This is a genomic window from Streptomyces sp. NBC_00483, assembly GCF_036013745.1.
Classification (GTDB): Bacteria; Actinomycetota; Actinomycetes; order Streptomycetales; family Streptomycetaceae; genus Streptomyces.
In genome coordinates, this window is sequence record NZ_CP107880.1 from 4,619,020 (window position 1) to 4,639,053 (window position 20,034).

Here is a 20,034-nt window from a genome sequence, read left to right on the forward strand (position 1 = left end):
GTCTGGGGGGTGGGCGCTGCTGGGAAACTCGAACCGGACCAGCGCCGGCTGACCCGGCTCATTCGCTCAACGGTGACCGGGTGAGATCGGTCACGCAGAGTGTGTCGATGGTGACAGAGCCGAGCGGTTCCCCGAGCATTGCACGCCAGCCCACGGCCTACGGTCCCTCGGATGGGTGATCCTGAGCAATTATGGGCGTGCCCTACGGGGCTTCGTGAGCGCCGTCCGACTTGTTGTGCACCCGCGCGACCCAGTCCGCCGGTTTGGCGATCTCCGCCTTCGTCGGAAGCGTGTTGGGAGACGTCCACACGCGGTTGAAGCCGTCCATGCCGACCTCGTCGACGACGGCCCGTACGAACTTCTCGCCGTCGCGGTACTGGCGCAGCTTGGCGTCGAGGCCGAGCAGCTTGCGCAGGGCCAGGTCGAGCCGCGAAGCGCCCTTCTGCCTGCGCTGTTGGAACTTCTCGCGGATCTCCTCGACGGACGGCACGACGGCCGGTCCGACGCCGTCCATCACGTAGTCCGCGTGCCCTTCGAGCAGCGACATGACGGCGGTGAGGCGGGCGAGGATCTCGCGCTGCGCCGGGGTCTGCACCAGCTCGACGAGCGAGCGGCCGCCGTCGTCCTCCTCGCCCTCGGGGCGCCCGCCTGCGAGCGACTGGGCGGCCTCCCGTACACGCTCGAGGAACGTCGTCGGGTCGACCTCGGTCTCCTCGAGGAATGACTGGATCTCGCCCTCGAGGTGGTCGCGCAGCCAGGGCACGGCCGTGAACTGGGTGCGGTGCGTCTCCTCGTGGAGGCAGACCCAGAGCCTGAAGTCGTGTGGTTCCACGTCGAGTTCGCGCTCCACGTGCACGATGTTCGGCGCGACGAGCAGGAGCCTGCCGCCGCCGTTCGGCGCGGCGGGCAGGTCACGGGTGGCGGGGGCGAAGGTCTCGTACTGGCCGAGGACGCGGGAGGACAGGAACGAGAGCAGCATGCCGAGTTCGACACCCGTGACCTTGCCGCCGACCGCGCCCAGCATCGCGGGGCCAGGGCCCGAACCGCGCCGCTCGTTCATCTTGTCGAGCAGGGGCCGCAGCACCTCGCGGAAGCCCGCGACGTTGGCCTTCACCCAGCCGGGCCTGTCGACCACGAGCACCGGGGTGTCGTGGTCGGAGTCGGTGGCCATGCGCGTGTACGCGCGTACGTGCTCCTCGGAGGCCTTGGCGTGCCGGCGCAGCTCGGCCACGACGGCCCGCGCCTCGTCACGACTGATCTCCGGTCCTGGTCGTACAAGTCGGGTCGCGGTCGCCACCGCGAGATTCCAGTCGACCATTCCCGAAGATGCCGCACCGCCGAGGCTCGTCATGCGTCAACGGTACGTGACCCCCCGCGTACCGGAAGGGGGGTCGGCCCCGGAGTGCCGCCCCACTTCGGCCACTGGAAACCCTTAAGGGTTCACCTGCAGCCGCAGTTGGCGACCGAGGAGGCGAGGCGGTCGAGGCCCGACTGGGCGGCCTTGGGGTCCGTGGCGCCCTCCGTCATGAAGGCGAAGACGAGGAGGCGTCCGTCGGCGTCGACGACCGTCCCCGCGAGCGTGTTGACGCCGGTGAGGGTGCCGGTCTTGGCGCGGACCAGGCCGGTTCCCGAGGCGTCGGCGGCGTCCTCGTAGCGGCTCGCGAGGGTTCCCGTGAAGCCGGCGACCGGCAGGCCCGTGAGGACGGAGCGCAGCTCGGGGCGGGACGGGTCGGCGGCCTTGGCGAGCAGGCCGGTCAGCAGGTCGGCGGAGACCTTGTCGGCGCGGTCGAGTCCGCTGCCGTCGGCGAAATGGGTGTCCTTGAGCGGCAGCCGGAGCTTTCCGAGCTGCTTCTCGACGGCCTTGCCCGCGCCGTCGAAGTCGTGGCTCGTGCCCGCGGCGATCGCGGCCTGCCGGGCGAGCGCCTCGGCGATGTCGTTGTCGCTGTGCGTCAGCATCCGCTCGACGAGCGCGGAGAGCGGCGGCGAGGACACCTTCGCGAGCTTCTCCGCCTTGGCGGACGCCTTGCCGGAGGCCGGGTCACCCTTGGTCTTGATGCCGCGGTCGCCGAGCAGGTCCGCGAACTTCTTCGCCGCGGCCGCCGCCGGGTCGGCCTCGCGCGTGGCCGGTCCGCTGTCGGAGTCGTCGGTGCGGGCCTCGTCGGCCATCAGGGGCGTGACCCGGGCGAGGTTCTCGTTCGGACCGATGGGGTGGATGTCGGGACCGGAGTACAGCGAGGTGTCGTACGTGAGGGTCACCTCGGTGGTGTCCCGCTTCTTCAACGACTTGGCGGTCTCGTCGGCGAGAGTGCCCAGGTCGGCGGCACCGTAAGGATTCTTCTCGCGGGCGGTCAGGGTCGGATCGCCGCCGCCCACAAGAATCAGCTTCTTGGAGCCTTTCTCCAGGGCCGTACGGGTGGCGATGCGGTGGTCGGGGCCCGCGGCCGAGAGGGCCGCCACCGCCGTCGCCAGCTTCGTCGTGGACGCCGGGGTGAGGGTGTCGCCCGGTGACCTTCCGTAGAGCCTCTTTCCGGTGACGGCGTCGACGACCGCGGCCGTGCGGTGGCCGCCCAGCGCGGAGCCCTTCAGGAGCGGGTCGAGAACGTCGGCCAGGGCGCTCTTCGTGGGGCCCGGCACGGCCGCGCCGGGGGCCGCCAGCACCACGGGAGCGCGCGGCGCCGCCTCGGCCGCACCGCCGTGATCTGCGCCACCTCCGGCCTCCGAGGAGGCGGCCCGGTCGGCCTCGGCCTTACGCTGACCCGAAGCGTCCCAGGGACCGGCCGCGACCGCCACGACGGCCGCGAGGGCGAGACCCACCGCCGTCGCGCCCACCGTGACGTGCTTGGTCTTGGATCCGGCAACAGTCTTCGCCGCACTCTTCACGAGCTGCGAAGCCTTCGGCTCCGGCACCGCGGACCAGCCCCTTTCGCGATCACACATCTGCGTAGGGGACACTTAACCACCAGACGTTTGTGTTGATCATTGAGGAGCCACCGGTGGAGTTCGACGTCCTGATCGAGATCCCGAAGGGATCGCGGAACAAGTACGAGGTCGACCACGAGTCCGGTCGTATCCGCCTCGACCGTCGTCTGTTCACGTCGACCGCCTACCCGACGGACTACGGCTACGTCGAGGACACCCTCGGCGAGGACGGCGACCCGCTGGACGCCCTGGTCATCCTGGACGAGCCGACGTTCCCGGGCTGCCTCATCAAGTGCCGCGCGATCGGTATGTTCCGGATGACGGACGAGGCCGGCGGCGACGACAAGCTGCTGTGCGTCCCGGCGACGGACCCGCGGATGGAGCACCTGCGCGACATCCAGCACGTCTCGGAGTTCGACCGCCTGGAGATCCAGCACTTCTTCGAGGTCTACAAGGACCTGGAGCCCGGCAAGTCCGTCGAGGGCGCCGACTGGGTCGGCCGTACCGAGGCCGAGGCCGAGATCGAGCGTTCCTACAAGCGTGCGCAGGACAACGGCGGCCACTGAGCCCCCAGCGTTCACATCCGGGCCGCCCCCCTGGGGCGGCCCGTTCGCGTGTCTGTGCGCATACTGAGGCTTACGTGCAGTACAGCGATACACAGCGATGTGAAGGGCGAGGAACGACAGAGGTGACGGAGCGGGAGTCCGAGGCCCCCGAGGACCGCAAGCCGCAGTCCGACGAGGCACGCAGCGCGTTCACGCAGCCGATCGGGATCATCACGCCGCCCCCGGTGGTCGAAGAGGAGTCTTCGACCACTTCGGAGTTCGCGGTGCCCAATGGGCTGAACGTGCAGGCGCCGGAGCCGGTGGACACGGAGGGATCGGCGTTCACGCCGCCGCGGACGTACAGCGCCCGCGAAGCGCCGCCCGCGTTCACTCCGCCGCACGGCATTCCCATGGTCAGGCTGACCAAGGAGGCGCCCTGGCAGGACCGGATGCGCACCATGCTGCGGATGCCGGTCGCCGAGCGGCCCGCCCCCGAGCTGGTGCAGAAGCACGACGAGGACTCCGGGCCCGCCGTGCCGCGCGTGCTCGACCTGACGCTGCGTATCGGGGAGCTGCTGCTCGCCGGTGGTGAGGGCGCCGAGGACGTGGAGGCGGCGATGTTCGCCGTGTGCCGGTCCTACGGGCTCGACCGCTGCGAGCCGACAGTAACGTTCACTCTCCTCTCGATCAGCTTCCAGCCGTCCCTGGTGGACGACCCCGTGACGGCCTCGCGCACCGTGCGCCGACGCGGCACCGACTACACGCGCCTCGCGGCCGTGTACCGGCTCGTCGACGACATCAGCGACGAGGAGACCGAGGTCTCCCTGGAGGAGGCCTACCGGCGCCTGGCCGAGATCCGCCGTAACCGGCACCCCTACCCGGGCTGGGCGCTGACCGGGGCGAGCGGGCTGCTCGCCGGGTCCGCCTCGATCCTGGTCGGCGGTGACCTGCTGGTGTTCATCGCCGCCGCGATCGGCGCGATGCTCGGCGACCGGCTCGCGTGGCTCTGCGCGGGGCGCGGGTTCCCGGAGTTCTACCAGTTCACGGTGGCCGCGATGCCGCCCGCCGCGATCGGCATCCTGCTGACCCTGGCGCACGGCTACGTGGACGTGCAGTCGTCCGCGGTGATCACCGGTGGACTGTTCGCACTGCTGCCCGGGCGTGCGCTCGTGGCCGGTGTGCAGGACGGTCTGACCGGCTTCTACATCACGGCGGCCGCCCGCCTCCTGGAAGTCATGTACTTCTTCGTGGGCATCGTCATCGGTGTCCTGTTGATGCTCTACGTAGGCGTGCAGCTGGACGCCTCGCTCAACCCGGAGGCGGCGTTGCAGGCCGGCGACCGGCCCGTCTGGCAGATCGTCGCCTCGATGTCGCTGTCGCTGGCGTTCGCCGTCCTGTTGCAGCAGGAGCGGGCGACCGTGATCGCCGTGACGCTCAACGGCGGGGTCGCGGGCGCGATCTTCGGGGCGCTGCACTACCAGGGCGGGATCTCGCCGGTGGCCGCGACGGCCGCGGCGGCGGGGCTCGTGGGCCTGTTCGGGCAGCTCTTCTCGCGGTACCAGTTCGCGTCGGCGCTGCCGTACGTCACGGCCGCGATCGGCCCGTTGCTGCCCGGTTCGGCGACGTACTTCGGTCTGCTGGCGATCGCGCACAGCGATGTGAACAACGGTCTGCTGTCGCTGTCCAAGGCGGCGGCGCTCGCCCTCGCCATCGCCATCGGCGTGAACCTCGGTGGCGAGATCTCCCGCCTGTTCCTGCAGGGGCCGGGCGCCGCGGGACGGCGCGCGGCCAAGCGCACGAGGGGCTTCTAGGGCCTGTGCCCTGTCTGTGGGTCTAGCGCTTCGCGTGCCGGCGGCGCGGCGGCGTGGGCGGGGCCTCTCCGGCGGGTCCGGCCTCCCCGGCCTGCGCTGACCGGGCGGCCTCCTTCTTCGACTTGCCGCGGGCCCGCAGGAACTCGATCGCGATCGGCACCACCGAGACCAGGACGATCAGGATCAGGATCGCCTCGATGTTCTTGTGCACGAACTCGATGTTGCCGAGCCAGGAGCCGAGCAGCGTCACGCCCGCGCCCCACAGCACGCCGCCGATCACGTTGAACGTGAGGAACGAGCGGTACTTCATGCCCGAGACGCCCGCGATGATCGGCGTGAACGTACGGACGATGGGCACGAAGCGGGCCAGGACCAGGGACTTCGGCCCGTGCTTCTCGAAGAACTCGTGCGCCTTGGTGACGTTCTCCTGCTTGAAGAGCCGGGAGTCCTCGCGCTTGAAGAGGGACGGGCCGACCTTCTTGCCGAACATGTAGCCCGCCTGGTCGCCCAGGATCGCGGCGAGGCAGATCAGCCCGATCGCCCCCCACAGCGGGAAGTCCAGCTGCTTCGAGGTGATCAGCAGACCCGTGGTGAACAGCAGCGAGTCGCCCGGCAGGAAGAAGCCGATCAGCAGACCCGACTCGGCGAACACGATGAGCAGCAGGCCCCAGATGCCGAACGTGTTCAGCAAATAGTCCGGGTCCAGCCAGCTTGGTCCTAGAGCAAGCGTCATCACGGGTCCGGACTCCTGAGGGGCTTCGGTGGCAAAGGCAGGGCAAGGCAATGGCGATGCAAAGTTATCAACGCCGATTGTCCCTGCCAGGTTCCAGTGGCCCCCTCAGGATGCACTGTGCGGAAACTGTGGCATACCTGTGGTTCAGCCGTTCCGCAGCGAGTTCGCGTGGATCGCGACGCTCAGGTGGTCGGCGACGCCCTCACCGACGGCGTCGTAGTACGCCTTGAAGCGCTCGTCGGCCACGTACATGGCGCCGAGACAGGCGTGCATCTCGTGCGGGCAGTCGTAGAACCAGCGCGAGATCTGGTCGCGGTGCTCCTCGGCCAGATCCATGGCGCGCTCGCCGTCCGCCGGTTCGCCGGCCGCGACGAGGGCCGCGTAGCGCGCGAGCCAGTCGTCGTTCTCGGCCTTCATGCGCAGCCAGTCCTCCTTGGAGTACGTCGCGGCCCGCCGCTGCGACTCGGCGTACGCCGCCGTGCCGCCCCAGCGCTGCTCGGTCTCCTCGGAGTACTCCTCGGGGTCCTTGTCCCCGAAGACCTCGAAGCGCTCTTCCGGTGTGAGCTGGATGCCCATCTTCTGTGCCTCCATGGCATGTTCGACGGCCGCTGCCATCTTCTGGAGCTTCTCGATGCGGGCGGTCAGCAGGTCGTGCTGGCGCCGCAGGTGTGCGCGCGGGTCGGATTCCGGGTCGTCCAGCAGGGCCTGGATCTCGTCGAGCGGGAAGCCGAGCTCCCGGTAGAAGAGGATCTGCTGGAGCCGGTCGAGGTCGGCATCGCCGTACCGGCGGTGTCCCGCCGCGCTGCGCTCGCTCGGGGCGAGCAGGCCGATCTCGTCGTAGTGGTGCAGGGTGCGCACCGTGATTCCGGCGAAGCGGGCGACCTGACCCACGGAGTGGCTCATCCGCCGTACCTCCTTTCTCGTACGTGATTCAGCTTGGGGCCTCACGTGACGTGAGGTGCAAGTCCATTGCTTCGGCGAGCTTTCGGGGTGTTATGCCGTTTATGTCCGCCTAAGGTGGCGCCGTGAGCACGCATACCGAGATCGAACCGCCGCCCCCGCCCGCCGTGTCCGCTCGCGCCCTGCTGCCGTTCGTCCTGCCCGCGCTGGTGGTGGGCGTCGGCTGCAGCGTGCTGTTCCTCGCGCTCGACTGGATCGCGGAAAAACTGGCCGATCTGGTGTGGGAGAAACTGCCCGACGCGCTCGGCATCGGCGGCTACTCCTCCCTGTGGATCATCGTGATGCTCACCGTCACGGGCGTCCTCGTGGGGCTCGTGGTCTGGAAGGTGCCGGGTCACGCGGGCCCCGACCCGGCGACGATGGGCCTCGGCGGCGAGGCACCGCTGCCGCCGTACGTGCTGCCGGGGCTCGCGCTCGCCGCGGCGCTGATGCTGGCCGGCGGGCCGAGCCTGGGCCCGGAGAACCCGATCATCGCGGTGAACGTGGGGCTCGCGTTCTGGCTCGGCAAGAAGCTGGTGCCGAACTCGCAGGCCACGATGTGGGTGAGCCTCGCGACGGCGGGGACCATCGGCGCCCTGTTCGGTACGCCGATCGCGGCCGCGCTGCTCGTCTCGGAGACGCTGGCCGGGAAGGCGATGCCGATGAAGGGCTCGCTGTGGGACAACATGTTCGGGCCGCTGCTCGCGGCGGCCGCGGGCTCCATGACCACCTCCCTGATCGCCTCGCCCTCCTTCGACCTGGGCCTGCCGCCCCTGAGCGATCCCGACTGGGGCGACCTCCTGTCCTCGATCGTCGTCGCGTGCGCGGCCGCGGTGTTCGCGATGACCGCCGTCTACGCCTTCCCCTACGTGCACCGCGCCTTCGGCCGCCTCGGCCACCCGATGCTGATGCTTCCGCTGGGCGGGCTCGTGCTCGGCCTGCTCGGGGCGCTCGGCGGCGAACTGACGCTGTTCAAGGGGCTCGCGGAGGTCAAGGAGATCGCCGCGTCGCCGGACGGCCGGTCGGCCGGGGAGTTCGCCCTGATGACCGTGGTGAAGCTGGCGGCGCTGCTCATCGCCGCCACGTGCGGGTTCCGGGGCGGACGGATCTTCCCCGCCGTCTTCGTGGGCGCGGCCTTCGGCCTGTTCGCGCACGCCCTCGTGCCGGGCGTGGACCCGTCGGTCGGTATCGCGGCCGGTGTGCTCGGGGTGCTGCTCGCGGTCACCCGGTCGGGCTGGGTCAGCCTGTTCACGGCGGCCGTCCTGGTCGCGTCCCCCGCGATCATCGCCCTCATGTGCATCGCATCTTTGCCCGCTTGGCTACTGGTGACGGGACGCCCCCAGATGCAACTGTCGGAGGACGGGTCGGCGATCCGCTGAAAGCGTTTCAGCGATCCGCCGAAAGCGTTGAAAACCGTACAACTTCCGCTGCTCGCAAAGGAGTTGCCCTCATGTCACCTCTGCATCAGAGCCCGGCCGACCGCTACGGCAAACCCGACGAGCGCCCCATCGCCGTCAACCCCTTCTACGGTGAGGCGAATCCGACGGCAGGGATGACGGACGCCCCGCCCAAGCACCGGATGCCGAACGGCCCGCTCGCGCCCATGACCGCGTATCAACTCGTCCGTGACGAGCTGATGCTGGACGGGAACGCGCGTCTCAACCTCGCCACCTTCGTCACCACGTGGATGGAGCCCCAGGCGGGCATCCTCATGGACGAGTGCCGGGACAAGAACATGATCGACAAGGACGAGTACCCGCGGACGGCGGAGCTGGAGCGACGCTGCGTCGCCATGCTCGCCGACCTGTGGAACGCGCCCGACCCGTCCGCCACCGTGGGGTGTTCGACCACCGGGTCGAGCGAGGCGTGCATGCTGGCCGGGATGGCGCTCAAGCGGCGCTGGGCGCGGAGGAACGCCGACCGCTACCCCTCGCGCGAGGCCCGCCCCAATCTCGTCATGGGCGTGAACGTGCAGGTGTGCTGGGAGAAGTTCTGCACGTTCTGGGAGGTGGAGGCGCGGCAGGTGCCGATGGAGGGCGACCGGTTCCATCTCGATCCGGCCGCGGCGGCGGAGCTGTGCGACGAGAACACGATCGGCGTCGTCGGCATCCTCGGCTCCACCTTCGACGGCTCGTACGAGCCGATCGCCGAGCTGTGCGCGGCGCTCGACGAGTTGCAGGCGAAGACGGGCCTCGACATCCCCGTGCATGTGGACGGGGCGTCGGGCGCGATGGTCGCGCCGTTCCTGGACCCGGATCTGGTGTGGGACTTCCGGCTGCCGCGGGTGGCGTCGATCAACACGTCGGGGCACAAGTACGGGCTCGTCTACCCGGGAGTCGGGTGGGCGCTGTGGCGCGACGCGGAGGCGCTTCCGGAGGAACTCGTCTTCCGGGTCAACTACTTGGGCGGCGACATGCCGACCTTCGCGCTCAACTTCTCGCGGCCGGGAGCCCAAGTGGTCGCCCAGTACTACACGTTCCTGCGTCTCGGCAGGGAGGGATTCCGGGCCGTTCAGCAGGCGACGCGGCAGGTGGCGCGCGGACTCGCCGACCGGATCGAGGCGCTCGGCGACTTCCAACTCATCACCAGGGGCGACGAGTTGCCGGTGTTCGCGTTCACGACGACGTCGGACGTGAAGGCGTACGACGTGTTCGACGTGTCGCGGCGCCTTCGGGAGCGGGGGTGGCTGGTGCCGGCGTACACCTTCCCGGCGCACCGGGAGGATCTCGCGGTGCTGCGGGTGGTGTGCCGCAACGGGTTCTCGTCGGACCTGGCGGAACTCCTGGTGGAGGACCTCGGCCAGCTCCTCCCGGAGCTGCGCAAGCAGCCGCACCCCTCCGTGCCTGACAAGGGTGCGGCCACCGGGTTCCACCACTGAGCTCAGTGGCTCAACCTCGCGAACCTCCGTACCGCCAGCGGAAGGAAGACCGCCACGAGCCCCACCGGCCACGCCACCGCGAGCAGCACCTCGTCCGCGCCTCCCGGGTTGCCGAAGAGGTGGCGGACCGAGGAGGCCGTGGCCGACATCGGGTTCCACTCGACCACCGCGCCCAGCCAGTCCGGCATGGTGGACGGCACCGTAAAGGCGTTGGAGAGGAACCCGACCGGCCACACCAGGATCTGCACGGCCTGCACCAGCTCCGGCCTCCCCGCCACCATGGCCAGATAGATCCCCATCCACAGCATCGCGAAGCGCAGCAGGAGCAGCAGCCCGAAGGCCCCGAGCACCGCGCCGAACGAGCCGTGCACCCGCCAGCCGATGGCGAGGCCTACGCCTGCCATGACCACGATCGACGCCAGGGATTGCAGCATGTCCGCGACCGAACGGCCCACGAGGACCGCCCCGTTGGTCATCGGCATGGACCGGAACCGGTCGATCACCCCCTTGTTGAGGTCCTGGGTGACCGCCACCATCGTCGACTCCAGGCCGAACGCCATGGTCAGCGCGAGCATGCCGGGCACGAGGAAGGCCACATAGCCGTCGGAGCCGCCCTCGACGCCCTTGCCGCCCCCGATCAGGTAGCCGAACATCACGAGCAGCATCACGGGGAAGACCAGGCCGACCACGACCTGGACCGGTTGCCGTGCCCAGTGGGCGAGTTCGCGCCGGGTCATCGTCCAGGAGTCCGTGACCGCCAGGACCGCCGGTGTACTCATGCGGGGACCTCCGTCAGATGCAGGAACACCTCGTCGAGCGTGGGGCGGCGCAGCGCCACGTCCTCCGCCTCGACCCCGGTCTCCTGAAGGGCTCGTACGACGTCGGTGAGCGCGGCCATCCGGTCGGTCACCGGAGCGCTCACCAGGCGACGGTCGGCGTCGACCGTGGCGCCCGCGGGCAGCATCGGGGCGACGAGCGGCAGCTGCGCCGCGTCCCGGACGACGACGTCGATCCGGTCGCCGCCCAGCTTCGCCTTCAGCTCGTCCGGGCTGCCGTCCGCCACGACCCGGCCCCGGTCGACCACCGAGACCCGGTCGGCCAGCTGGTCCGCCTCCTCCAGGTACTGCGTGGTCAGCAGCACCGTCGTGCCGCCGCCGACCAGCGAGCGCACCGCGTGCCACACCTCGGCGCGGCCGCGCGGGTCGAGGCCCGTCGTCGGCTCGTCGAGGAAGAGGACCTCCGGGTCCGTGATGAGCGACGCGGCGAGGTCGAGGCGGCGCCGCATGCCGCCGCTGTACGCCTTGACCGCCTTGCGGCCGGTGTCCCCGAGGCCGAAGCGGGCCAGGAGTTCGTCGGCCCGCACGCCCGCGCGCCGGGCGCCCAGGTGGTGCAGCCGGCCGAACATCTCCAGGTTCTGCCGGCCGCTCAACTCCTCGTCGAGCGCCGCGTGCTGGCCGAGCAGGCCGATGCGGTGGCGGACCGCGTCCGGGCTGCGCCGCACATCGTGGCCCGCCACCTCGACGCGGCCCTCGTCGGCCCTCAGCAGCGTCGTCATGACGCGTACGGCGGTGGTCTTGCCCGCCCCGTTCGGCCCGAGGAGGCCGTGCACGGTGCCCCGACCCACGGCCAGGTCGAGGCCGTCGAGTGCCGCCTTCTCCCCGTACCGCTTCCGCACTCCCTCGGCGACGATCGCGTCCGTCATCCGGCTCCCTCCGTTGCCACACCCGTCGTATTCAAATTTGACTAGATGGGCGAAGGTAACCGAGGAGTCCTCATTCGTCAAACTTGATTAGCGGCCGCGCTCCCCGGGGTGCTCCCCCGCAGCGAACGGGTTCTCCTGCCCCTCCGCGAGCACGCCGACGAAGGGTTCACCCTCGCCCGCGAAGGTGTAGGAGCCGCCCTCGATGCGGGCGATCAGGCCCTTGGTCCACTGCGCGCCGGTGTCGGCGGAGAAGACCCAGTGGTTCATGATCTCGCCGATGTGGCCCAGCTGTTCGGGGCCCTCCTCGGGCGTGTAGCACTCCGTGACGGAGCGCCGCCACTCCTCCATGTGCCGCACCCGCTCCTTGAGCAGCCCCACGACCTCCTCGCGCGGCAGGTCCACCATGCAGCCGAGCGCAGCGGTGAGGATGTCGGGCCGCTGGTCGTACGAGGTCAGGGACGCGCGGACCAGGGCGAGGTACTCCTCCTGACCCTGATCCGTGAGCTCGTACTCGGTGCGCGGCGGGCCGCCGACCGTGGAGGGCGCGACCTCGTGGGCGCGCAGCAGCCCTTGCTTCGCCATCTGCTTGAGCGCGTGGTAGATCGAGCCGGGCTTGGCGTTCGACCACTCGTGGGCGCCCCAGTACTCCAGGTCGTTGCGCACTTGATAGCCGTGCGCGCGGCCGTGCTGACGTACGGCCCCGAGAACCAGCAGGCGGATCGCTGACATGCGGTCCAGCGTAGACGTCGGGGCACGGCGACCCATCCCCGGTCAAGCGCCCCCGCGCACGCGTAGGACTTTCCCTACGTTTGACGCGTAGGGAAACCCCTACGTATCGTCGGCCGCATGAACATCACCCACGCCTCCTTCCTCACCCTCCCCGTCACCGACCAGGACCGCGCGCTGCGCTTCTACGTCGACGTGCTCGGCTTCGAGGTCGTCGTCGACCGCGAGATGCCGCCGGGGCGCTGGCTGCAGGTGGCGCCCGCCGGGGCCCAGACCGTTTTCACGCTGGCCGGACCCGGCATGGGCGATTTCACGCCCGGATCGGCGCGGGGGATCATGTTCGTCACGACCGATGTCGACGCCGACTGCGACCGCCTCAGGGCCGCGGGCGTCGAGGTCGGCGGACCCGAGCAGCTGCCGTGGGGCCGGATGGCAGGCTTCACCGACCCGGACGGCAACAGCCTGATGCTGATCACCGAGAACGAGACAGGAAGCTTCTGACCGCCATGCCACCCGCGAGCGCGCGCACCACCACCGGCCAGGACCCTGACCGGATCTTCGCCGCGCTCGCCAGCGGCACCCGGCGCGAGATCCTGCGCCTGCTGCGGGAGCAAGGGCCGCAGCCGGCCGGGGCCGTGGCGAACCGCTTCGACATGGCCCGGCCCAGCCTCTCCGAGCATCTGAAGGTGCTGCGCGACGCGGGACTCGTCTCCGAGGAGCGCTCGGGCCGGCAGCGGATCTACCGCCTGGAGGCCGCACCGCTCGCCGACGTGCAGGACTGGCTGCATCCCTACGAGCGGTTCTGGCGGAAGAAGCTGAGTGACCTCAGCGACGTACTGGACGCCATGCCCGACGATGACGCCTCATGAGCATCAGTGAGCCCGACCCGACGCCCGATCCCACCACCATCACGGTCGACCAGTTCTTTCCCCATCCGCCCGCGAAGGTGTGGCGGGCACTGACCGAGCCCGAACTGATCCGGCGCTGGATGATGCCGGGCGGTGAGAAGTTCCGGCTCGCGGTCGGGCACCGATACGCGATGACGGCGGTGCCGCGGCCCAACACCAATTTCTCCGGCACCGTCGAGGCCGAGGTTCTCGCCTACGAGGACGAGCGGATGCTGCGCATGCGCTGGACGGATCGAGATTCGGCCAATTCCGCGGACTGGACGATCACTTGGACGCTGTACTCCGAAGGCCGTGGGACGCGCCTTTTCTTGGTTCATGAAGGATTCGATCCGGACGACCCGGCCCAGGCGATGGCTCGAAAGATCATGGACGGTGGTTGGCGTTCGCATGTAATGCGGGCACTGGGGCAGGCGCTTTCCGAGCTGTAACTGCGAGAACACCGCGCGTGCACGTGCATCTGCCCATGCAAGGGCATTTGAACGCAGCTATGATCCTGGACAGTTGGGGCAGTTGATCACCGCTGTCCCGGCTTTCACAATCACCGCAGAATCATTCACTGTTACAGCACTGACAGCACCACCGGGGAGCGAACCGTGCACCACGTGTACAACGGCATGGCGGCCACGGAGTTGCACGGAGTGGTCTGGCAGAAGAGCAGGCACAGCAACTCGCAGGGTTCCTGCGTGGAGTTCGCGAAGTTGCCCGGCGGAAGGATCGCCGTGCGCAACTCGAACTTTCCGGAGGGGCCCGCGCTCGTCTATACGCCCGCGGAGATAGAGGCGATGCTCCTCGGCGTGAAGGACGGGGAATTCGACCATCTGACGGCCGGGGCCTGACGCGACGTCAATGACCCTTCTCACAACCTGAAGAGCGCCCAGACGACTTTTCCGCTCAGCGCTCCGGCCAAGGGGTGCCAGCCCCAACTGTCGGCGAAGGAGTCGACGAGGAACAGTCCGCGCCCCGACTCCGCCGAGAAGTCGGCGTCGATGTCCACCTCTTGGGCGACCGGACTGTCGTTACTGGGATCACGGACCGCGCACACTACGCGCGAAGACCAATGCATCAAGTGGAGCCGTACGGGCGGATCCTGGGAGTGCGGGGTGTCCGCCGGGAGGCCGTGCCGCAGGGAATTGGTGACCAGTTCGGAGACGACGAGGCAAATATCGTCGAAGCGCTCCAACGCTTCCCAGTCGGCGAGCGTCCTGCGACTGAACTCCCTTGCGCAGCGCACCGCTTCATAGCGGGCGGGCAGAGCGCAGGACGCGGTGCTGGAGACCGCCGAGGGGTCGACCGGGGGCAACCCCTGCCTTAAAGGCTCGAGCATGGTCGATCCGTCCGTCCCCATGCGAGGCACTCCCCATTTTCGCAGTACGCAGCGAGCGGTGGTGGCGCCATCGTTCCGAATGCGTACAGCGGATGCAAGGGCAGATGCACGTGCACGCGCCCGACTTGAGCGACCCCGTACCGCTTCTCATGCATTTCTTCCTACGACTTCTTGCGCATGTAGTTCGTGATCTTTCCGTTTCTGTAACCGAACGAGTACAGACGGGAGCGTTTTAATGGCACACTTCGGCCGTGGACCAATGGGGAGGATGAAGAGACGTGACCGCTGGGGAGGCATGGGGGTCGCCCCAGGCGCTGAACTCTGGTGGAGGCTCGGTGGTGCGACGCATCCTGCTGGGCTCACAGCTGAGGCGCCTGCGGGAATCGCACGGGATCACCCGCGAGGCCGCCGGCTACTCGATTCGTGCCTCCGAATCGAAGATCAGCCGCATGGAGTTGGGACGGGTGAGCTTCAAGACGCGCGATGTCGCCGACCTGCTGACGCTGTACGGAGTGGATGACGAGGCGGAGCGCTCTGCGCTGCTCTCGCTCGCGAAGGAGGCCAACGTCGCGGGCTGGTGGCACAGTTACAGCGACGTGCTGCCCGGCTGGTTCCCGACGTACCTCGGGCTCGAAGGCGCGGCGACCCAGATCCGCGGCTACGAGGCCCAGTTCGTGCACGGCCTGCTGCAGACCGAGGGCTATGCCCACGCGGTCGTCGAGCAGGGCATGAAGGGGGCCGCGCGCGAGGACATCGAGCGGCGGGTCGCCCTGCGCATCGAACGGCAGAAGCTGCTGGTCGACGAGCGGTCTCCGGAGGTGCACATCGTGCTCGACGAGGCCACGGTGCGGCGCGTACAGGGCGGCCGCGAGGTGATGCGCGGACAGCTGGAGCACCTCATCGAGCTGACCTCGCTCCCCCATCTGACCCTGCAAATCATGCCGTTCAGCCACGGCTGGCACCCCGGCGAGTCCGGCACGTTCACGATTCTCACGTTCCCGGAGTCCGACCTCTCGGACGTCGTCTTCCTCGAACAGCTCACCAGCGCCCTGTATTTGGACAAGCGCGAGGACGTGGCGCAGTACGAGAGGGCGATGACGGAACTCTCGGACCAGTGCCCCTCGCCCGAGGACAGTGCGCGACTACTGCGTGACGCGCTGTCCGAATTGGCATGAGTGGCCTGTGAGTTGAGGAATTCCCCTCCGTAACTGCGGTTACCGGACCGTACGATGACGTCACATCAGGTGCCCGGCGCTGCAGCAAGGGATTACATGTCCTACTTCACGGAACTGGACCGGCAGTACATCGACGGCTCGTGGCGTCCCGGACGCGGGGCGTGGGACATCATCGACTTCAATCCCTATAACGGGGACAAGCTCGCCTCCATCACCGTCGCCTCCGTCGAAGAGGTCGACGAGGCGTACCGCGCGGCCGAGCGGGTCCAGAAGGACTGGGCGGACACCAACGCGTACGCGCGCCGCGCCGTCTTCGAGCGCACGCTGCGCCTCCTGGAGGACCGCGAGGAGGAGATCACCGAGGCGATCATCGACGAGCTCGGTGGTACGCGGGTCAAGGCCGGCTTCGAGCTGCATCTCGCCAAGGAGTTCCTGCGCGAGTCGGTCCAGCTGGCGCTGCGCCCGCAGTGCAGCGTGATCCCCTCGCCCGTGGACGGCAAGGAGAACCGGCTCTACCGGGTGCCGGTCGGGGTCGTCGGGGTCATCTCGCCGTTCAACTTCCCCTTCCTGCTGTCCCTGAAGTCCGTCGCGCCCGCGCTCGCGCTCGGCAACGGCGTGGTCCTCAAGCCGCATCAGAACACCCCGATCACCGGCGGTTCGCTGATCGCGAAGCTCTTCGAGGACGCGGGCCTGCCGGCCGGCCTGCTCAACGTCGTGATCACCGACATCGCCGAGATCGGCGACGCGTTCCTGACCCACCCCGTGCCCAAGGTCATCTCCTTCACCGGCTCCGACCAGGTCGGCAGGCATGTCGCGACGGTCTGCGCCGCGCAGTTCAAGCAGTCGATCCTCGAACTCGGCGGCAACAGCGCGCTGACCGTGCTCGACGACGCCGACATCGACTACGCGGTGGACGCCGCGGTCTTCAGCCGGTACGTCCACCAGGGCCAGGTCTGCATGGCGGCGAACCGGATCCTCGTGGACCGCAAGGTGGAGAAGGAGTTCACAGAGAAGTTCGTGGCGAAGGTCTCCTCCCTCAAGGCGGGCGACCCGCGCGACCCCGACACCGTCATCGGCCCCGTCATCAACTCCACGCAGGCGGAAGCGATTTCGAGCGTCGTCGCCACCGCGGTCGCGGAGGGCGCCAGCGCTCTCGTACGCGGCGGTGTGGACGGGAACATGGTCGAACCGGTCGTACTCACCGGGCTGCCCGCCGACTCCCCCGTCCTGCGGCAGGAGATCTTCGGTCCTGTCGCCCTGCTCATCCCGTTCGACGGGGACGAGGAGGCGGTGCGGATCGTGAACGACACCCCGTACGGGCTGAGCGGCGCCGTGCACACGGCCGACGTGGAGCGCGGGGTGGACTTCGCCCAGCGGATCGACACCGGCATGTTCCATGTGAACGACGGGACCGTGCACGACGAGCCGCTCGTCGCCTTCGGCGGGCAGAAGCAGTCGGGGATCGGGCGGCTCAACGGCGAGGCGACGCTTGAGGCGTTCACCACGCAGAAGTGGATATCGGTACAGCGGGGGCGCTCACAGTTCCCGTTCTGAGGACGTACTGAGGTTGGGAGACGTTGTGCGCAGCAGGACCGTGCGGTTCGGGGTGGGCGCTGCCGCCGTGGTGGCGGCGCTCGCGCTGGGCGGGTGCAGCGGTGGGGGTGACGACGACGGCAAGGCCCAGGACAAGGGCTCGGCCTCGTCCTCGGCCTCGAAGGGGAGTCCGTCGGCGCCCGACGAAGGGTCTTCGTCCGGGTCCGGGTCCGGGAACAGTTCCGTGAAGGACGCCGAGGGCATCTGGAAGGCGACCACGGGCGGCAAGCCCGTCGTCCTCGTCGTCGGCGCGAAGCAGGCCGCGCTGACCACCGCCGACGGGCACCTGTGCACCGGGACCCTGGCGGGTTCCGGCAAGCCGACGCTCACGCTCAGGTGCGCGGACGGGAACACCGACCGTACGAAGGGCACGGTCGAGTCCAACGACGGCAGCACGATGCGGGTCTCGTGGGACGCGGGCCAGAACGACACGTTCAAGAAGTCGAAGGACGGCGAGTTGCCGACCTCCCTGCCCAGCGGCCTCCCGACGAACTGAGGCACCTCTGAGGCACTTCTGAGGTGCCTCAGAGTCACCTCTGCTCGGTCGACTCCCGGGTCATCGGCGGTACGTCGGTGTCGAGCGCGTCGGAGAGTTCCTCCAGCGTCTCGAGGAACAGCGCCGCCCCGCGGCGCACCACCCGGTCGGGGACGCCCTCGCCGTCCCAGGCGTCAAGGGCCTCGCGGACCGGCGTCCAGCGCGGGATCCGGCGCTCGCGGATGGCCTGGGCGCCGTCGCGGGTCGCGGTGCGCAGCGCGTCGGCGAGCGCGTCCGCGGCGGGCACGGGGGTCGCGCCGCGCTCCGGCAGGTGCGCCTCCATCAGCATCACGACGCGGCCGATGTGGTGCAGGGCGTGCGCGGCCTCGTCGGCGGCGGCGTTGGACAGCCCGCGGTGGCGTACAGGTTCGGTCTTGGCGCGGGCCGCGGCCTGCTCCCAGGCGATGTGCGCGTCACGGGCCTTCAGCAGGGCCTCGCGCACGTCCGGGCAGCTCTTGCCCGCCGGGCTCGCGTAGTGGGCGACGACCGCGGCGGCGTACTCGCCGAGCGCCTCCAGCCAGTCGGCGAGCCGGGTGCGCAGGCGGGGGGTCTCCCAGGCCGGGTACAGGGCGTACGACAGCATCGCGAGGACGCCGCCGACGAGCGTGAGGACGACACGCTCCGGGACCGTCTGGCTCCACTCCTGCCCGCCCATGCCGAGCAGGAACACCACGTACATGGCGACGCAGCCCTGGGCGGCGAGCTGCCCCGTGCGCATCAGCAGGTACATGAGCCCCGCGCACACCACGGCGAGCACCGCGGAGAGATACGTGCCGGGGTGCGCCAGTTGCAGGATCGCGGTCGCCGCGGTGACGCCGACGAGCGTGCCGCCGAACCGGGCCACCGCCCGTGAGTACGTCTGCGAGAAGTCGGGGCGCATGACCATCACGGCCGACATCGGCGCCCAGTAGCCGTGCCCGAACGGGAGGACGTCACCGATGAGATACCCGGCGACGGCGACCGCGGCCACGCGATTCGCATGCCGCAAAATCGGCGACCCGGGCCGCGCCTCCCGCCGGATCGCCCGCGCGGCGACGGGGAGCAGCTGAAAGATGCTGGGCCGCCGCAAGGGCCGTGCGGGCGCGTCGAGCCCCTGCGGCGGCTGGGCATTCTCGCCACCCTGCGGCGGATGACCACCTTCAAGCCCCTGCGGCGATTGAGCAGCGGGGTCCGGGGCAGAGCCCCGATCTTTGGGCCCCGTCGGCGATGGCGGCTCGGGATCCTCCGCACCGGTCGGCCGCACCCCACCCGCCGTCTCCAGCACGTCCTTCAGAAGGGACCCAAGACGACTCGCGGCCCGCTGCGGCGGCCCCGACAGAATCGCCCCGGTGTCCGGGGACCGAAACGTCGCAATCGCCCCCGGCGGAATCTTCACCGGCGACCCGTGCCGAATCGCCCTCGCCGCAGCATCCAGAATCGCCCCCGCCGCGGCAAGCAACTCCCGCACCCGGTCCCGCTCCACCCCCTCCTCCGGCACCCCGACCGCCGGATCCGCCAACGAGGCCAGCACCGGCCGGATCCGCTCGGCGAGCCCCCGCGCACCGTGCAGCTGCGCGGGCCGGGTCCGGGCCTGCCGGGGCGTGAGCGCGGCCGCGTTCCGCGCCAGCATCAGCGGCTCCGGGTCGAACGCGGCGACCGCATCGTGCCGCAACCGCCGCGCGTAATCGGCCTCCGCCGCAAGCGCGTCGGCGAGCGCGTCGCGGTGCGCCCCCCATCTGCGTACGGGGAAGAGGATCACCAGCGTAGCCTGGACCAGGCCGCCGAAGGCCATCATCGCCGCGTGGCCCGCGGCCTCGGCGATCGTCGTCGGCAGGGTGATGGTCACGAGCATCATCGCGACGTTCGACGAGGCCATGATGCCGATGGTCGGCCCCGCCGCCCAGGCGAGACCGGCGAGATACGTCCACAACGCGAGCAGTGGCAGGAAGAAGAAGAGGTGGGAGCCGGTGAGGTAGCCCAGGAACGTCGAGATGCCGAGGCTCGCGCCGGAGGCGAGCGCCAGTTCGGGCCGCGGCCGCCAGCTGCGCTGGAACGTGGCGATCGCCGCCTGGTACGCGCCGAAGGCGGAACCGGCCGCCACCGCGGGACCGAACAGCGTAAGACTCACCGCGAGCACGATCGCGAGCCCCGCGGCGCCCCGCAGCGCGATCAACGGTTCGAGGCGTTTGCGCTCCACGGTCAGGCCCGAGCGCGTGGTCACCTTCAACGCCCGGAACCAGCTCATTTCGCCAGAATACGGGCATCAG

19 protein-coding genes and 1 pseudogene are annotated in these 20,034 nt (G+C 69.6%); 11 read left to right on the forward strand and 9 right to left on the reverse strand.

The window, feature by feature from the left end; all coding sequences use genetic code 11:
* Positions 1-202: 202 nt before the first annotated feature.
* Together OHA73_RS20525 and dacB are read right to left on the reverse strand one after the other, a co-directional pair.
* Positions 203-1,351, reverse strand: a complete 1,149-nt coding sequence (locus OHA73_RS20525) for a zinc-dependent metalloprotease (RefSeq protein ID WP_266711335.1) — start codon at positions 1,349-1,351, stop codon at positions 203-205.
* Positions 1,352-1,440: 89 nt separating this feature from the next.
* Positions 1,441-2,937: a D-alanyl-D-alanine carboxypeptidase/D-alanyl-D-alanine endopeptidase gene (dacB, locus tag OHA73_RS20530; RefSeq protein WP_443063102.1), complete on the reverse strand. Its 1,497-nt coding sequence runs from the start codon at positions 2,935-2,937 to the stop codon at positions 1,441-1,443.
* A gap of 56 nt (positions 2,938-2,993) precedes the next feature.
* Here dacB and OHA73_RS20535 point away from each other — a divergent pair, with 56 nt between their 5' ends.
* Both OHA73_RS20535 and OHA73_RS20540 read left to right on the forward strand, forming a co-directional pair.
* Positions 2,994-3,485: an inorganic diphosphatase gene (locus tag OHA73_RS20535; protein ID WP_266711337.1), complete on the forward strand. Its 492-nt coding sequence runs from the start codon at positions 2,994-2,996 to the stop codon at positions 3,483-3,485.
* A gap of 122 nt (positions 3,486-3,607) precedes the next feature.
* The gene (locus OHA73_RS20540) at positions 3,608-5,275 is read left to right on the forward strand and encodes a threonine/serine ThrE exporter family protein (RefSeq protein ID WP_266711338.1); all 1,668 of its coding nucleotides are present in this window, start codon (positions 3,608-3,610) and stop codon (positions 5,273-5,275) included.
* A 49-nt stretch (positions 5,276-5,324) separates the two neighbouring features.
* On the opposite strand, the pseudogene OHA73_RS20545 reads toward OHA73_RS20540, so the two are convergent.
* Together OHA73_RS20545 and OHA73_RS20550 are read right to left on the reverse strand one after the other, a co-directional pair.
* Positions 5,325-6,011, reverse strand: a pseudogene (locus OHA73_RS20545) (DedA family protein); the annotation flags it as partial.
* 141 nt (positions 6,012-6,152) lie between these two features.
* Entirely contained in the window at positions 6,153-6,911 is a 759-nt protein-coding gene (locus OHA73_RS20550) for a MerR family transcriptional regulator (protein ID WP_327655786.1), read from the reverse strand.
* 122 nt (positions 6,912-7,033) lie between these two features.
* On the opposite strand from OHA73_RS20550, the gene OHA73_RS20555 reads away from it, so the two are divergent.
* Positions 7,034-8,326: an ion channel protein gene (locus OHA73_RS20555; protein WP_266711341.1), complete on the forward strand. Its 1,293-nt coding sequence runs from the start codon at positions 7,034-7,036 to the stop codon at positions 8,324-8,326.
* Positions 8,327-8,397: 71 nt separating this feature from the next.
* The gene (locus tag OHA73_RS20560; protein WP_266711342.1) at positions 8,398-9,825 is read left to right on the forward strand and encodes a glutamate decarboxylase; all 1,428 of its coding nucleotides are present in this window, start codon (positions 8,398-8,400) and stop codon (positions 9,823-9,825) included.
* Between the two features lie 2 nt (positions 9,826-9,827).
* Here OHA73_RS20560 and OHA73_RS20565 read toward each other — a convergent pair whose 3' ends face one another.
* The 3 genes from OHA73_RS20565 to OHA73_RS20575 all read right to left on the reverse strand — a co-directional run bounded on the left by OHA73_RS20565 (position 9,828) and on the right by OHA73_RS20575 (position 12,256).
* A complete protein-coding gene (locus OHA73_RS20565) occupies positions 9,828-10,604 on the reverse strand; it encodes an ABC transporter permease (protein ID WP_327655787.1) in 777 nt (258 codons plus the stop codon).
* Positions 10,601-11,527 carry an ATP-binding cassette domain-containing protein gene (locus OHA73_RS20570; RefSeq protein ID WP_267070053.1) on the reverse strand — a complete coding sequence of 309 codons (927 nt, stop codon included), beginning with the start codon at positions 11,525-11,527 and terminating at the stop codon, positions 10,601-10,603. The genes OHA73_RS20565 and OHA73_RS20570 overlap by 4 nt, the downstream gene beginning before the upstream one ends.
* Before the next feature lie 87 nt (positions 11,528-11,614).
* Complete coding sequence (locus OHA73_RS20575) at positions 11,615-12,256, reverse strand: PadR family transcriptional regulator (protein ID WP_327655788.1); 642 nt, start codon at positions 12,254-12,256, stop codon at positions 11,615-11,617.
* 117 nt (positions 12,257-12,373) lie between these two features.
* Here OHA73_RS20575 and OHA73_RS20580 point away from each other — a divergent pair, with 117 nt between their 5' ends.
* From OHA73_RS20580 to OHA73_RS20595, 4 genes are all read left to right on the forward strand, one after another.
* A complete protein-coding gene (locus OHA73_RS20580; RefSeq protein WP_267070051.1) occupies positions 12,374-12,754 on the forward strand; it encodes a VOC family protein in 381 nt (126 codons plus the stop codon).
* Positions 12,755-12,759: 5 nt separating this feature from the next.
* On the forward strand, positions 12,760-13,122 hold the full coding sequence (locus tag OHA73_RS20585) for a metalloregulator ArsR/SmtB family transcription factor (protein WP_266711347.1): 363 nt from the start codon (positions 12,760-12,762) through the stop codon (positions 13,120-13,122).
* Positions 13,119-13,589 (forward strand): SRPBCC family protein, encoded by a 471-nt coding sequence (locus OHA73_RS20590; RefSeq protein ID WP_266711348.1) that lies wholly within the window; start codon positions 13,119-13,121, stop codon positions 13,587-13,589. Before OHA73_RS20585 ends, OHA73_RS20590 begins: the two co-directional genes overlap by 4 nt.
* A gap of 165 nt (positions 13,590-13,754) precedes the next feature.
* Entirely contained in the window at positions 13,755-13,997 is a 243-nt protein-coding gene (locus OHA73_RS20595; protein ID WP_266711349.1) for a DUF397 domain-containing protein, read from the forward strand.
* Between the two features lie 20 nt (positions 13,998-14,017).
* Here OHA73_RS20595 and OHA73_RS20600 read toward each other — a convergent pair whose 3' ends face one another.
* On the reverse strand, positions 14,018-14,506 hold the full coding sequence (locus OHA73_RS20600; RefSeq protein WP_266711350.1) for an ATP-binding protein: 489 nt from the start codon (positions 14,504-14,506) through the stop codon (positions 14,018-14,020).
* 257 nt (positions 14,507-14,763) lie between these two features.
* Between OHA73_RS20600 and OHA73_RS20605 the strand changes: the two genes are divergently transcribed.
* The 3 genes from OHA73_RS20605 (at position 14,764) to OHA73_RS20615 (ending at position 17,749) form a co-directional block, all read left to right on the forward strand.
* The gene (locus OHA73_RS20605) at positions 14,764-15,660 is read left to right on the forward strand and encodes a helix-turn-helix domain-containing protein (RefSeq protein ID WP_443063103.1); all 897 of its coding nucleotides are present in this window, start codon (positions 14,764-14,766) and stop codon (positions 15,658-15,660) included.
* Between the two features lie 96 nt (positions 15,661-15,756).
* A complete protein-coding gene (locus OHA73_RS20610) occupies positions 15,757-17,214 on the forward strand; it encodes an aldehyde dehydrogenase family protein (protein WP_266711351.1) in 1,458 nt (485 codons plus the stop codon).
* A 25-nt stretch (positions 17,215-17,239) separates the two neighbouring features.
* Positions 17,240-17,749 carry a hypothetical protein gene (locus OHA73_RS20615; RefSeq protein ID WP_266711352.1) on the forward strand — a complete coding sequence of 170 codons (510 nt, stop codon included), beginning with the start codon at positions 17,240-17,242 and terminating at the stop codon, positions 17,747-17,749.
* 34 nt (positions 17,750-17,783) lie between these two features.
* Here the strand turns inward: OHA73_RS20615 and OHA73_RS20620 are convergent, their stop codons facing one another.
* Complete coding sequence (locus tag OHA73_RS20620; protein WP_267070048.1) at positions 17,784-20,012, reverse strand: FUSC family protein; 2,229 nt, start codon at positions 20,010-20,012, stop codon at positions 17,784-17,786.
* Positions 20,013-20,034: the final 22 nt, after the last annotated feature.